Source organism: Rhizobium sp. Root482, assembly GCF_001426565.1.
In the GTDB taxonomy this organism is placed as follows: domain Bacteria; phylum Pseudomonadota; class Alphaproteobacteria; order Rhizobiales; family Rhizobiaceae; genus Pararhizobium.
Genome location: NZ_LMFA01000012.1, coordinates 655,603 through 667,928, shown reverse-complemented (window position 1 = coordinate 667,928; position 12,326 = coordinate 655,603). Strand labels below are relative to the sequence as shown.

The 12,326-nt window shown below is 61.7% G+C and carries 11 protein-coding genes; 4 read left to right on the top strand and 7 right to left on the bottom strand.

Going from position 1 to position 12,326, the window contains the following annotated elements; all coding sequences use genetic code 11:
* Positions 1-17: 17 nt before the first annotated feature.
* The 6 genes from ASD31_RS11205 to ASD31_RS11185 all read right to left on the bottom strand — a co-directional run bounded on the left by ASD31_RS11205 (position 18) and on the right by ASD31_RS11185 (position 5,236).
* Positions 18-251, bottom strand: coding sequence for a hypothetical protein (locus ASD31_RS11205; RefSeq protein WP_056332934.1), 234 nt, complete (start codon positions 249-251; stop codon positions 18-20).
* A gap of 187 nt (positions 252-438) precedes the next feature.
* A complete protein-coding gene (locus ASD31_RS11200; RefSeq protein ID WP_056332931.1) occupies positions 439-2,370 on the bottom strand; it encodes a hypothetical protein in 1,932 nt (643 codons plus the stop codon).
* A gap of 314 nt (positions 2,371-2,684) precedes the next feature.
* On the bottom strand, positions 2,685-3,704 hold the full coding sequence (locus ASD31_RS11195; RefSeq protein WP_056332928.1) for a DUF2955 domain-containing protein: 1,020 nt from the start codon (positions 3,702-3,704) through the stop codon (positions 2,685-2,687).
* On the bottom strand, positions 3,694-4,725 hold the full coding sequence (locus tag ASD31_RS11190; protein ID WP_244483814.1) for an HlyD family secretion protein: 1,032 nt from the start codon (positions 4,723-4,725) through the stop codon (positions 3,694-3,696). Before ASD31_RS11190 ends, ASD31_RS11195 begins: the two co-directional genes overlap by 11 nt.
* 81 nt (positions 4,726-4,806) lie before the next feature.
* Positions 4,807-4,950: a hypothetical protein gene (locus tag ASD31_RS25925; RefSeq protein WP_156392592.1), complete on the bottom strand. Its 144-nt coding sequence runs from the start codon at positions 4,948-4,950 to the stop codon at positions 4,807-4,809.
* A 25-nt stretch (positions 4,951-4,975) separates the two neighbouring features.
* The gene (locus ASD31_RS11185; RefSeq protein WP_056332923.1) at positions 4,976-5,236 is read right to left on the bottom strand and encodes a hypothetical protein; all 261 of its coding nucleotides are present in this window, start codon (positions 5,234-5,236) and stop codon (positions 4,976-4,978) included.
* A 154-nt stretch (positions 5,237-5,390) separates the two neighbouring features.
* Here ASD31_RS11185 and ASD31_RS11180 point away from each other — a divergent pair, with 154 nt between their 5' ends.
* The 3 genes from ASD31_RS11180 to ASD31_RS11170 all read left to right on the top strand — a co-directional run bounded on the left by ASD31_RS11180 (position 5,391) and on the right by ASD31_RS11170 (position 11,141).
* A complete protein-coding gene (locus tag ASD31_RS11180; RefSeq protein ID WP_244483813.1) occupies positions 5,391-7,148 on the top strand; it encodes an adenylate cyclase in 1,758 nt (585 codons plus the stop codon).
* 448 nt (positions 7,149-7,596) lie between these two features.
* The gene (locus tag ASD31_RS11175) at positions 7,597-8,856 is read left to right on the top strand and encodes an alpha/beta hydrolase (protein ID WP_056333258.1); all 1,260 of its coding nucleotides are present in this window, start codon (positions 7,597-7,599) and stop codon (positions 8,854-8,856) included.
* Between the two features lie 41 nt (positions 8,857-8,897).
* Positions 8,898-11,141 (top strand): mechanosensitive ion channel family protein, encoded by a 2,244-nt coding sequence (locus tag ASD31_RS11170; protein ID WP_156392611.1) that lies wholly within the window; start codon positions 8,898-8,900, stop codon positions 11,139-11,141.
* A gap of 268 nt (positions 11,142-11,409) precedes the next feature.
* Here ASD31_RS11170 and ASD31_RS11165 read toward each other — a convergent pair whose 3' ends face one another.
* Complete coding sequence (locus tag ASD31_RS11165; RefSeq protein ID WP_056332915.1) at positions 11,410-11,919, bottom strand: DUF6428 family protein; 510 nt, start codon at positions 11,917-11,919, stop codon at positions 11,410-11,412.
* 42 nt (positions 11,920-11,961) lie between these two features.
* On the opposite strand from ASD31_RS11165, the gene ASD31_RS11160 reads away from it, so the two are divergent.
* Positions 11,962-12,324, top strand: coding sequence for an ArsR/SmtB family transcription factor (locus tag ASD31_RS11160; protein WP_056332912.1), 363 nt, complete (start codon positions 11,962-11,964; stop codon positions 12,322-12,324).
* Positions 12,325-12,326: the final 2 nt, after the last annotated feature.

The window sequence follows — 12,326 nt, the reverse complement described above, 5'->3', positions numbered from 1 at the left end:
CCCGGCGAATATATGTGCTAGGACGACGGCAGTTCCGCGATCTCACCGAATTGCGCCAGAAGGCGCGGGCTGGTCATGTCGCCTGTCTCTTCGTCGACCTCGACGGCATAGGCGGCAACGCCGACGAAGCGTCCGGCCATGGCGGTGGCAATCTTCTCGGCGCTGGCGGCATTGGAGGCCTGCCGCATCTCGCCGGGTGCCAGCCCGCCGCGAACCTTGCGATAGGGAATGACGATAAACTTTTCGGCCATGAATGGCGCCTTTCACGATGCGGATGCTGGAAGCCGCTTGCGGCCGTTGTGGAAAATGCCCGATATAGGCGTCGTCAATGCCAATGCCGGAAGTGGCGCCCATAGCCGTCACGCGCCGATCTGTAGCACCGTTTGGGCCTGCCGGGCCGATTATCTGCGTTGCCGTGCTGTTGCGAGATTTGCCGAATTATAGGTGAACCGCCTCGCCACGGCTTGAAAACGGCGCGCCTCTGGCCGGCAGAGCGGGCACGACAATGTGCTCCGGTGCGAGCCCGGCCTGCGCATGTTCCGCCATCACCTCATAGCCGCGCTCCAGGTGTCGACAAAACCGCTCGGCATCGAACAGCGGCGCCACGAACCTGTCTTGCCTGATCTTCTGCTTCAGGCGGGAAACCTCGCCGGCATCGCTGGCGAGCGCGACGGCCAGTTCCACATAGGCTTGCGGCGTCGCTGCGACCATCTCCCGCAGGCCGAGCGCCGTCAGCAGGCTTTCGGAGACCCGCGAGGCGAAATTGCTTCCCTTGAGCGTGACCACAGGCAGGCCTGCCCATAATTTGTCGGAGCTCGTCGTATGGCCATTGTAGGGAAAGGTATCCAGGCCCAGATCCGCAGCCTGCAGGCGGGCGATATGGTCGCTATAGCCAAGGCTCGGGGCAAAGACGATCTGTTGGCGGCCGACGCCGCGTTTCGCAAGGGCGGAGAGAAAATTGGCGCGCGCCAGTTCGCTGTCTATCATCACCCAGAGCACGGCGTGGCTGCAACGATTCAGGATTTCGGCCCAGAGATCGATGGCGGCGAGCGAAATCTTGCGAGGGGTATTGAAGGCGGCGAATATGAAACGGTCCTCCGGCAAACCCAGTTCCGCCCGGCTTGCCGCAGCCGGCAATGGGCGATGAACCGGATCGTTCGGTTGGTAGCAATCCGGCAGGAGGCAGAACTTCTCGTGATAGTGCCGGCGCGATGAAGCGGGCAGGACGATGGGGTCGCCGATGACATAGTCGCAGTCGATATTCACCGCGCTGCCGGGAAAACCGAGCCAGGCGACCTGGACGGGTGCCGCCATCTGGTTGAGGATATTGGAACGCGATCCGCCGGTATGGCCCTTGAGGTCGACAAGGATGTCGATCCCGTGCTGCCGGATCAGGTCGGCCGCCTGGGCATCCGAGAGCGCGCCGACCGCATGGATCTCGCCCCATGCCAGCCGGTCTGCAGCGCTCGTGTGGTGCGCCGGCGTGTAGCAATAGAGGTGGATGTCGAACCGGCTCCGATCATGTTGCTCCAGCACGTGTCGCAGCAGGCGCATGGTGGCATGCTCGCTCCAGAAATCGTTGGAGAGATAACCGATGCGGAGCTTTTCGCTCCAAGGGTGCGGCCGCATCCGCCTCTGCCTGCTGGCGGCGGGCGAGGGGTGAGAGGCAAGGCCGGGATTGTTGGTTGCCAGGCGATTGAGCCTCTCGTCGCCGCAATGCAAGAGATTGGAATAGGCGGTCTCGCCTTCCAGCGTCTCGTGCTCTTCCTTTTCCAGGCTCGCCGCAAGCATCTGCTCGAGTCGTTCGATAGCCTCGAAGTCACAAAAATCGCGCGCCACCGACATGAATTTGAACTGCGCATAGGGATCGTCGGGGTGAAGGGCGGCAAGCTTGCGAAACAGGTCGAGCGCCAGCGGATTGCGCTCGTCGTCATTGAAGATTTCGCCGGCAAGTTTCAGATGGTCGCCGTCCTCGCTCCTGGCGAGGCTGGCCTTGACCAGATCGATAAGGGCGAGGTCGCCGGTGCGCCGAAACGACCGCGCCAGCAGATAGGCGACATCCGCATTTTCCGGAACCCGCTTCAACAGCTGGGTGCCGATGAGTTGCGCGCGGTCGTCGTCGCCGGCCGTGAAATAGAGGGATGCAGCGCGGGTGAGCAGCGGAATGGAACCACCGTCCTCCAGGCGCGCCGCCTGTTCGAAAGCCTCGCCTGCTTCCGCCGGCAGGCCGAGCTTTTCCAGCGTATCGCCAAGGAGCGAAAGGGCGTTTGCATCCGTCCCGCCGATCATGGGGCTGAGCAAGGTCAGGGCTTCGAGATAATCGGCCTGCCCGAAAGCCGCCTTTGCCGCGGCAAGTCCTTGTTCGTCCATCGCTGCCGTCTCAAAAAACAGATGAGACCAGCCTAGTCCGCCTTGCTTGCGCGTGGCGGACGGCATGGCGATCATCAGGTGGGCGAGTGCTCTTGCGGCATCGCAGCGCCGTCGCTGACGCGAGCCGGCAAGTGCGAAAATGGACGGCCACGTTGTTTCGTGGCAGCAGGAGAGACGTCAATCAACCCGCCCGGCCCTATTCTAAAACCAATAGCAGCCGCGCCCGGTCCTTGCGGACGACAGGCTTTCGCAGATTTCCCGGAAGATTACCAGAGTGATCTCGCAGCCGTCCCGTCATCGCCGTATTGCCAAAATCAGGACATCGCGGCTGTGGCTGGCCGTGGCCGCCACAGGAGGGCGGTCATCAGCAAGGTGTAACCGATCGCGATCATGACGAACAGAATTCGGGTCGAGAACGATTCAGCCGCGCTGCCGGGCAGGGGAGAGACACCCAACCCGAACAGGATGAGGAAGATCGTCAGCGCGCCGCCGTAGACCTTGGCGTGGGATGACTGTGCTGCGGCGCGACCGCCGAGCACAAGGCAGATGACGAGCACGATAACGAACATCCAGAAAAGGTTCGGCCGCAGGCCTAAGACTGCATAGCCGACGGAGGCAAGGATACCGCCAAACAGGTTGACGACCATCAGGCCGATCGAGGCACGGCCGCTCTGCCCGATATCGATCTGTCCGAGCAGTGATGCCACGGTGACCGGTATGACGACCGCGGATGTCAGGTTGTGGCTGGTCAGGCAGATCGCAACGATCAGAAGCAGGATTGCCGCGTTGGCCAGTGCCCGCAGATAGTCCGGCCCCGCCGTGCCGGTAGGGGGCACTGCCTCTTCGGCAAGATGGGGTTCGGGAATGACGAGATAGGCGAGCCAGGTGACCGCCGCCCCGCCCAGCACCCCGCCGACGAGGATCGACAGGATGGAGGCCGCCAGTTCCTCGTTGAGGATACCAAGCAGAGGCACCATCACCGCGACCACGAGGAGGAGAAAGATTTTGGCTCCACCCAATCCGGCCGTCTGGGCGACGAAGCAGGAAAAGTAGATCAAGCCCAACAGCAGCAGGAATGTCGTTGGGCGATCGCCGAACCATGAGGTCAGCATCATCATCACGACGCCGGCGACCAGGACGAACAGGCCCATGGCGATGGCCTTGCCCAGTGTCATGGACTGCGAACCGGAAAGCAGGAACTGAGCGGCGAAGAGCGGGCCGAGGAATGGCACCAGCGCGCCGGAGGCTACCGAGATCACGAACAGCGCAGAGACTGCGAGGGCTACCCGCAGTCCCTTTCTCTTTTGCACTCCGGCCTGGAGCTCAATTGACATAGGTGAGCAACGCCATGATGCGGATCCGCAGCGCTCCCCATGCATTCGTCACCGGATTGTCTCCGGTATAGATAACGGCCGTAACCTGGGATCCATAACGCACGCCTTTCGGGCGCCCGTCATCGAGCGTCAGGCGGACGGGAAATCGCTGTGCCTCCTGGACCCAGCCGCTGTCGTTCCGGATCTTGGGAAGGCCCGTGTTCGGATCGGTGTCATTCTGCGATATGCCGAAGCCGACGCTCTCGACCGTGGCTGGAAACAGCTTGCCGGGCAGGGCATCGAACAGGATTTCCGCCCGGTTGCCGACCGCCACGTTTTCGAGGCTGTTTTCCTTGAACGCCGCGGCGATCCAGACCGTGCCGGCATCGATGAAGGTCATGGCCGACTGTCCGACACTGACCACCTTGCCGATGGAAAGCTGGAGATTGGTCACCACGCCGCCGGAGGGTGCCCGTACGGTCGTGCGCAGCAGATCGAGCTGCGCACGCTCAAGGGCAGCAAGCGCCTCCTTCAATTGTGGATTGTCATTGCCCGCCGGACCGAGATCCTCCTGTGCGGCAAGCAGGTCGGCTTCGGCGCCCTTCACCGCCGCCTCTGCCTGCTCGAACACCAGTGTGGCCTCGTCGAGCTTCACCTCGGCATAGACGCCGCGTTTGGTGAGTTCGGAGACGCGGCCCATCTGTTCGCTGGCATTGTCGCGGTTCGCCTGCGCCTCGACAAGACGGGCCTGCACCGCATCGACCTGCGCCGTCGATGCACCGATTGTCTGCCCGACGCGGGCAAGCGTCGCCTCTGCCTCCGCCACTGCGATCTCGTAGCGGGTCGGGTCGATGCGGAAGAGCACCTGCTCGGGCTCGACCAAGGAGTTGTCCGTAACGTTGACCTCGATGACGCGCCCCGCCACTTCCGATGCAATTCCGACGACGTAGGCTTGGACATGTGCCTGCGAGGTCGAAGGCGTCCGGCGCTCCATGAAGACGGAGAGCACGAACAACACGACTGCAAGCAGCGTGATGACCACTGCGACCCTTCGCAATGGATTTGCAGGCGGCGTTTCAGGGGAGGGCTCGGTTGGAAGCTGATCGGAAGTCAATGTCACGTCCTATTCTACTGAAACCGGGGCGACACGGCTGTCGCGAATGAACAATGCGCGAAACTCGTCCCGGAAACCACCACCCAGCACGAAGAAACTGGCAATTGTTTCACCGATCGAACGATCGACTTCGATATGGGATTTCCTCGCCATGCCTTTTCGCGAGGAATAAGGGTCATCATTTTGAAAAGGGCGCGAAAGAGGTTGCATCGAGGGTGTTTGCGATTTCCACAGCCAGGTCTTCGACGAGGACCAGATATTCGTCGATCCGTCGCTCCCGTCTCGGATCTTCTGACGCCCGCCAGCGCTGCAACTCGGCTTCGGCGGTTGCGAAATCGGTGCACATGTCGCGGAAGCCTTCATCGCGGGCAAAGAGATCGCTTATCGCGCGGCTGCGGTCTGGAAAACGGCGTATGGCGGCGTTAGCGTCCTCACCCATATAGTTGATTTCCTTCTGCTAAAAGATTACACCAGTAGCGTGTTCCGGAATATGCAGTTGCAAGCCATAGTGTGACGCATCGAGGCACCCATGGGGAGTATGTTACGGTAACATACAGGCTCTGCTGGGTTCTCCGATGCAAGGGGGGCGGACCATGCGGACTTCCAATGCTGTCGAGAGCCGCCAGTCGCCGTGCCCGGAGGAAATCCGCGCGCAGCTCGAACGGATCCTTACGAGCTCCGAGTTTCCGACCGTGGGCCGGGGGGCAGCCTTCCTCACCTATATCATCGAAGAATCCCTTGCTGGCCGGGCGGATCGCATCAAGGGTTACGCCATCGCGCTTGAAGTCTTCAGGCGGGACCGGCGTTTTACCCAGGAGGATCCCGTCGTCCGGATCGAAGCCGGACGCTTGCGGCGCGCGCTGGAGCGCTATTATCTGATTGCCGGGCAGAACGACCCCGTTCGGATCGATGTTCCCAAGGGCGGCTACATCCCGGTCTTCTCCCGCATCATGCCGCCGCCCGCCGAATGCGAACCCGACACGAAGCGCTTCGTTCCCGCCGCCATTCCTCAAAAGCCGGCACGGGGGCGATTAGCACTGGCGGCAACCGCTGCCGCAGTCGTGGTGGTTGCTGGTCTTGGCAGCGCGATATGGATGAGCTCCGCTTCGAAAAATATTCACCCTGATGAGCCGACCGTGATTGTAGCACCTTTCGCCGACCTGGGAGGCCCGGACGCGAAGCTCTATGCGGCGGGCCTCACCGAGGAGTTGATGACGACGTTGCCGCGGTTCAAGGAGATCAAGGTCTTCGGCCGCGAGACCTCGACGGCTCTTGCACCCGACATCGACGTGGCAGAGATCCGCGAACGGCTCGGCGCAGGCTATCTTCTCATGGGAGGCGTGAGGGTCTCGGGCCAGCGGATGAGGGTGAGCGCCCGTCTGGTCGATACGCGCGACGGCGGGATCCTGTGGTCCCAGACCTATGACGACGATGTCCGGCTCCATGATCTGTTTCCCGTGCAGACCGACGTCGCGAACCGGGTTGCGATGGCCATAGCGCAACCCTATGGCATCATGGCCCAGGCGGACGCATCCAGGCCCCCTCCCGAGGACCTTGGCGCCTACGAATGCACGCTCAAATTCTATACCTATCGCACGGAACTCAGCCCCAAAGCCCACGCGATCGTACGAAGCTGCCTGGAGGATGCGGTCGCGAACTATCCCGCATACGCCACCGCATGGGCAATGTTGTCGATGATCTATCTCGACGAGGATCGATACGGGTTCAATCGGATTGAGGGCAGTCCCCCTTCCATCGGCCGGGCGCTGCAGGCAGCTCGAAAGGCGATACTGATCGAACCGGACAACACCCGCGCACTGCAGGCGCAGATGACCGCGCTGTTCTTCAACCAGGAGGCCGCGGAGGCAGTCCGCGTCGGCGAACAGGCCTTAGCGAAAAATCCCAACGACACGGAACTGATGGGCGAGTTTGGAGCGCGCCTGGCGGTCATGGGGCAGTGGCAACGGGGTGCATCTCTTCTCGACAAGGCCATTGCATATAATCCGGGCGGAGGCGGTTTCTATCGTGGAACCCGCGCCTTGGCAGCGCATATGCTTGGCGACAATCAGGCCGCCGTTGCCTTGATCCGGCAGGCCGACCTGCAGAAATTTCCGCTTTTCCACGGGGTTGCCGCCATCATCTATGCGCAAGCGGGGTTGATGGACGACGCCAGGAGGGAAGGCGGCATCTTCGTCGGTATGCGTCCGGACGTCGTTCCCGATTTCTTCGCTGAAATGCGCTCCCACAATATGCAGCCGAAGGATCTTGAACGGCTGGCAGCGGGATTGCGCAAGTCCGGGGTGAACATACCTGTCGATGCCCACTCTCTCACGGCCTCGGCGGATCGGTAGCCTGGAAACCGACGTCGGTCTTTTCCTGCACCATTCGCCATGTAGGTTACAGTAACATACTCCCGGCCGCGACCCCGCGTCTGCATAGTGCGCCCATGTGATCGGCGCCGACGGCCTCATCTCCATCGGAGCATACCGCGGCAGCGCAATGCGGCGTCGCAGGACGAATTTTTGAATGTGCGCAAGAGGGGCCATGGCTCAGTGGGGGCGGATATTGGGGGTGGGTAGGCCGATCGCTGCCGGTCCGACAATGGGCTGTCTCGCAGGTGCAACTGTGGTTCGATGTTCAGTCGCTTTTGGCAGCCCGGATATCGCCGTTGCTGCACCAGCAGGCATGCATCGAACGACCGTGAAATATGTGTCCGGAACAGATGCCGGATAAACGGGTGGCATGCCAATGAAAGATGAAATTCAAGTCATCGGGGCAAAGGAGGTGTCCGCCAGGTCGATGCTGCATCGGATGGTGCTCTGCGGACTGCTGGTCCTGTTGTGCGGATGTGGTGGCCACGTGAAGGATGTGCTGACGCCGGTCGCGGACAGTGCGCCGCAGTCTCACAAGGTGGACATGCTGATTACGACCACCAGGAGCCAATCGGCCGTTCCCGGTGAGATGTTCACGGGTGAGCGGGCGCGGGCGCCGAATTTCGCCAGCATCACGGTTTCCGTGCCTGCCGACGATGTCCGCAAGATCGGCGAAGTGTCATGGCCGAAAAAGCTTCCCCCGGATCCGGCTACGGATTTTGCGGCACTCAAGGCCGAAATGATCGACATCGATGCCGCCAAGGCCTGGCTCAGCGCATCCGTCAGGAAAACGCCGGATGGAAGCGCGCTGGTGTTCATCCATGGCTTCAACACGAAATTCGAAGACAGCGTGTACCGCTTCGCCCAGATTGTCCGCGATTCGCGCGTCCACAGTGCGCCGATCCTCGTCACCTGGCCGTCGCGCGGGAGCCTGCTCGCCTATGGATATGATCGCGAAAGCACCAACTACACCCGCAACGCGCTTGAGAACCTGTTCCAGTATCTCGCCGACGACCGCGAGGTGAAGGAAGTCTCGATCCTGGCGCATTCGATGGGCAACTGGCTGACGCTGGAAGCGCTCCGGCAGATGGCAATCCGCAATGGCAAGCTCCCGGCCAAGTTTAAAAACGTGATGCTTGCGGCTCCAGACGTCGATGTCGATGTCTTCCGCTCGCAGATCGTCGATATGGGCGACCCTCATCCGCAGTTTACCCTGTTCGTCTCGCGTGACGACAAGGCATTGGCCGTCTCACGCCGCGTCTGGGGCGATGTCGCGCGCCTGGGCTCCATCGATCCGGAAACGGAGCCTTACAAGCAGGAACTCGCGGACGCGGAAATCCAGGTCATTGACCTGACCAAGGTGAAGGCGGGCGACAGGCTCAACCACGGCAAATTCGCCGAATCGCCCGAGATCGTCCGTCTCATCGGTGCGCGCATCTCGGACGGCCAGACGTTGACGGACAGCCGCGTTGGCTTCGGCGACAAGATACTCGCCGCAACGACGGGCGCGGCGGCCGCGGCCGGCAATGCCGCCGGGCTGATCCTGGCGGCCCCGGTGGCTGTTGTGGACGCCGATACCCGCAACAATTATTCGGACCAGCTTGGTGCACTCGGCCCCTCGAACGCGTCACGGCGGAAGCCTCTGACGGAATGCAAACCCCCAGATTCCGCGAATTGCAGAAAGTAGTGCAAATGTTGGCTTCCTACCCGATTGCTGTCCTCGCCCGCATGGCAATCTTCGCCTTTTTCCTTGTCCTCGGAATAAATGCTACCCAGCAATCGGCATTCGCCCAGGCCGCCCCTCCGGAACCCGCCCAGGCGGAGAAAGTCCAGCAATTCCTCGATCTGGCCGCGGACCCGCAGGTGAAGGCATGGCTTCTGAGCGTGAAGCCCGCGGCTGCGCCCAATCCATCGGTCTCCGTCGATGAACCGGCTTCCTATGCCGGGTTCGCCACGACATTCCGTGCGCAAGCGGCGCGACTTCTCGACGGACTTCGGGAGTTTCCGGCCGAAGCAGCAAAGGCCGCCGCCGTGCTGCAAGCCGAGCTGGACATCAGTGGAAGTGCACGCCCCATTTTCTTCGTGCTCGCCTTCGTGGCGGCCGGATTGGCGGCGCAATGGTTGTTCTGGTGGGCCAGCCGCGGCTGGCGCGCCTGGATCGCCTCGCTTCAGGTCATGACCCCACGCGACAAGCTCGTTGCGATCTCCGTCAGGCTGCTCTGGGCGACCTGCTACGTCCTGGCCTTCGCCTTGGGAAGCATCGGCCTCTTCCTCGTCTTCGAATGGCCGCCATTGGTTCGCGAAACCGTCGTCGTCTACCTCTTCGCCGTGGTCATCTTCCGGCTTGCGCGCGTCACGTTCGACTTCCTGCTTGCGCCATCCGGATCGGTTGGCCCGGGAAACACCGTGCGCTTCCGGGTCGTTCCGGTCGGCGATGAGGCGGCCGCGCATTGGGCGAAGCGGCTCGGATACATCGTCGGCTGGTACGCCTTCGGCGTCGTGACCGTCCACCTGATGGCCACGCTCGGCTTTTCGGACAATTGCCGTCAGGTCGCGGCCTACGCGCTTGGGCTCATTCTTCTCATTCTCGGCCTCGAGGCCGCGTGGAACACGCCGGTGCCTTCCTACGCGGTGGAGCCGACGGGGCGCTTCACCCGCATCGGTGTTCGCACCCGCACATGGCTCTGGACAGTCTATTCCGTCTCTCTGTGGCTCCTCTGGGTGGCCGGAATGATGAAGCCATTCTGGATCGCCGTCGTTGCAGCCGCACTGCCGGGTGCAATCGCCCTGACACGGGCGTCCGTCGACAACCTGCTCAAGACAAACATAGTTGTCAGCGAGGCCGCAGAGGATGACGCGCCTGTCGATATTGTCGATATTGTCGATGACAGTGATGCCCCCGTGGCTGAAACCGGCAGCGGTTCCGAAGTCGTCGCCGTCGTTCAGACCCGACCAAGCGTCGCGTCCGTCATGATCGAGCGGGGCATCCGGGCCGCGCTTATCGTCGGAGCCATCGTTCTGGTGGCCAATGTGCTCGACATAAATCTGAGAGGCATTACCAGTCAGGATTCGGTGCCGCTTCGGTTGATGCGCGGGGCATTGAGCGCAGGCATCATCCTCTTGGTGATCGACCTGATCTGGAATGTCGTCAAGGTACTCATCGACAGCAAGCTGGTCGAGACGGAACTGGCCCACGAGGCCGGAAGCGACCGCGAACGCCGGCGCGCGCGCATCCGCACCCTGCTGCCCATCCTGAAAAACGTGCTGATGATCCTGTTCGTCGCGGTCGCCATCATGATGGCCCTGTCGGCGATGGGCATCGAGATCGCACCGTTGATTGCCGGGGCAGGGGTTGTCGGGGTTGCGATCGGCTTCGGCGCACAGACCGTGGTGAAGGATATTATCAGCGGCATGTTCTACCTGCTCGACGATGCCTTCCGGGTCGGCGAGTACGTATCGAGCGGCAGCTACAAGGGAACGGTCGAATCGTTCAGCCTGCGATCCGTGAAGCTGCGCCATCATCGCGGAGCGGTCTACATCGTGCCGTTCAGTGAGCTCGGCGCCGTCCAGAACCTCAGCCGGGACTGGGTCGTCGAGAAGCTGACAATTACCGTCGGCTACGACACAGACGTGGACAAGGCGCGCAAGATCATCAAGAAAATCGGACAGGAACTGCTGGTCGATCCGGAACTCGCGCCGATAACCATCCAGCCGCTGAAGATGCAGGGCATCGACAGCATGGGGGATTCAGGCCTGATTCTACGCATGAAGTTCACCACCATCCCCGGCGAGCAATTCACCCTCAAGCGGCGCGCGCTGATGATGATCAACAGGGCGTTCCACGACGCCGGCATCAAGCCCGCCTTCCCGACGGTGCAGGTCGCGGGAGGCGAGCGAAACGCCGACGTTGCCGCCGCCGCCCAGCAGGCACTGGCGAAACACAACGAGGCGATCGCCGCAGCGAATCTCTGAGCATGAAAGGGCAGGCGCCATACGGACCGGATCGAGGCCGCAGCAATTTAGCTGCCCCCGACTGTGGCGGATGGTGATGACGTTGACGACCTTTGCCGGCCATCGATGATCTCCGGTTTCAAGCCCTCTGAGCATCGGATCGCCAATGACGCCAAAACGGGACCCGGCATGACTGGATGCCCTCTTCGTGCCTGGCTTTGGGCCTCAATCAACAAGCGGGGTTGAGCGGTAATAATTTCCGCTCTTGCCCGAACTGGACATAGGCAAACTATCCGCAGCAGCTTGCCGTCGTCGGCGCACAACAAGCCGCCGTATGAGCTTGCTCTGCCAGCCATCGATCACGTGGCTTGCAACTCGCGGCACGCGCGAGCAGTTCGACATGGATCGTGCCGTCCCTGATCGAAGGTGACGACGCGCAATAAAGCTGCATCGGCCGGATGCCGTCGCTGACCTCGAAGGTGAGCTTGGCGGATCCATCGAGCCGAACGTGCTCGGTCACTTTCTTGATGATGGCTGCAAACTTGCTCGCTGGCATGTGCGTGCGGCCTTCTTCCTCGACGTCCCAGAGTTGCACGAAAATCTCCGGCCAGGCTTCCGGGTTCGCGCCGCAGTCCAGCGCCGAGAACTGCCCGGCCTTGACTTCGGTCACATGGTAACCCGGTTTCACCGATCGCCCATCGTAGTGGAACACAAGGGGCAGGTGGGGAGATGCCGCCAGAGCCTCTAGCAGCAGACCAAGGCTAATATCTGAAGACATGGACTTGTCGATCGCATTCATTTGAGGTAATCCTTGTTTCAACATTTCAAGGATTATTGAATAATGGACCAACGTCAAGCCCTCGCGTCATTCGGAGCGCTCTCCCAGGAAACCCGTCTTCAGATCGTCCGCATGCTCGTTGTGGCCGGAACCGATGGCATGGCGGCAGGCTCGATTGCGGAAAAGCTCGGCGTATCACCATCCAACATATCTTTTCATCTGAAGGAACTGGACCGCGCCGGCCTCATAGCTCAGCAACGGGAATCGCGCTCGATCATCTACACCGCCAATTACGATGCGCTCGGCGGCCTTGTACGCTTTCTGATGGAAGACTGCTGCTCCGGCCATCCCGAGATTTGCGCGCCGGCAGTAGAGGTTGCCGCCTGCTGCACACTGGAAGGTTCAACTCCGCGGAGATTGGCTTAGCA

Coding starts and splice junctions, on each gene's coding strand:
- ASD31_RS11205 (WP_056332934.1), bottom strand. CDS start 251: ATGGCCGAAAAGTTTATCGTCATTCCCTATCGCAAGGTTCGCGGCGGG.
- ASD31_RS11200 (WP_056332931.1), bottom strand. CDS start 2,370: ATGGACGAACAAGGACTTGCCGCGGCAAAGGCGGCTTTCGGGCAGGCC.
- ASD31_RS11195 (WP_056332928.1), bottom strand. CDS start 3,704: ATGTCAATTGAGCTCCAGGCCGGAGTGCAAAAGAGAAAGGGACTGCGG.
- ASD31_RS25925 (WP_156392592.1), bottom strand. CDS start 4,950: ATGGCGAGGAAATCCCATATCGAAGTCGATCGTTCGATCGGTGAAACA.
- ASD31_RS11185 (WP_056332923.1), bottom strand. CDS start 5,236: ATGGGTGAGGACGCTAACGCCGCCATACGCCGTTTTCCAGACCGCAGC.
- ASD31_RS11180 (WP_244483813.1), top strand. CDS start 5,391: ATGCGGACTTCCAATGCTGTCGAGAGCCGCCAGTCGCCGTGCCCGGAG.
- ASD31_RS11175 (WP_056333258.1), top strand. CDS start 7,597: ATGCTGCATCGGATGGTGCTCTGCGGACTGCTGGTCCTGTTGTGCGGA.
- ASD31_RS11170 (WP_156392611.1), top strand. CDS start 8,898: ATGGCAATCTTCGCCTTTTTCCTTGTCCTCGGAATAAATGCTACCCAG.
- ASD31_RS11165 (WP_056332915.1), bottom strand. CDS start 11,919: ATGAATGCGATCGACAAGTCCATGTCTTCAGATATTAGCCTTGGTCTG.
- ASD31_RS11160 (WP_056332912.1), top strand. CDS start 11,962: ATGGACCAACGTCAAGCCCTCGCGTCATTCGGAGCGCTCTCCCAGGAA.